The sequence below is a fragment of the Vibrio sp. 10N.222.48.A3 genome, from assembly GCF_041475345.1.
Taxonomy (GTDB): domain Bacteria; phylum Pseudomonadota; class Gammaproteobacteria; order Enterobacterales; family Vibrionaceae; genus Vibrio; species Vibrio tasmaniensis_A.
Genome location: NZ_JBFRVX010001369.1, coordinates 1 through 1,013, shown reverse-complemented (window position 1 = coordinate 1,013; position 1,013 = coordinate 1). Strand labels below are relative to the sequence as shown.

1 protein-coding gene is annotated in these 1,013 nt (G+C 45.7%); it reads left to right on the top strand.

Translation table 11 applies throughout. The features are described 5' to 3' along the window. On the top strand, window positions 1–980 hold a 980-nt coding region (locus AB4653_RS26410; protein ID WP_372105705.1), incomplete at its 5' end, for a FecCD family ABC transporter permease. Window positions 981–1,013: the final 33 nt, after the last annotated feature.

The following is a 1,013-nucleotide window of genomic DNA, read 5'->3' as shown; positions in this document are numbered from 1 at the left end:
CGTCTCATATACTTATCGCTTTGATTTTGTTGATATCAGTTTGCGCTATTGCAACTTATTCCATGACATTGGGTAAGTTTAATATCTCGTTGCCTCAAGTGGCCGATATCATTCTTGGGGCTGGAGAGAGGGGCGTAAAAGATCGAATAATTCTTAACATAAGACTACCTAAGGTTCTTACTGCGGTCTTTGTTGGGGCTGCGTTAGGCATTTCTGGTGCGGTATTTCAATCGGTATCAAGAAATGCTCTTGGTTCTCCTGATGTCATTGGCTTTACAACGGGGGCTGCTACCGGGGCAATTGCTCAAATAGTTTTGTTTGAGCAAGGGGCTATCGAAGTGGCAATCGCGGCGATAGTCGGCGGAGTAATCACGGCTGTTATCGTTTACTTACTCGCGGTAAAAGCAGGAGTGGTTGGAGGGTATCGCTTAATACTCACTGGTATTGGGGTCGGGTCCATTTTGAGTGCGCTGAACAGCCTGATGTTAGTTAAGGGTAATTTAGACAATGCCATTTTGGCTAATCTATGGCTTGCAGGATCACTGCATGCTAGGACATGGACACATGTTTATCCTGTACTTATTGGGGTATTTCTCCTCCTCCCTTTTATGATGATACTAAAGCGTGCGCTTGCCATGATAGAGATGGGGGATGACATCGCAACTCAGCTGGGTATCCGAGTAGAGCGAGTCCGTCTTTCTATGATTTTCTTTGCTGTGGTCTTAGCCGCATTCGCGACAGGAGCTGCTGGGCCTATTGCCTTTATTGCCCTTGCTGCTCCTCAATTAGTTGGTCGATTGAGAAAGTCGCGAGCATTATCCTTGTTCTCCTCAGCTCTTATGGGCGCGTTGTTGGTCTTAACTGCGGATGTTTTAATTCAATGGTTGCCTTTTCAAGCAAGCGTGCCGATAGGCAGGATGACGGGTATTGTAGGTGGCATATATTTAATTTGGCTATTGACCCGATCTCGCCAGTTTTAAGCATAGGTACACATATCTCAATCAACACAAATG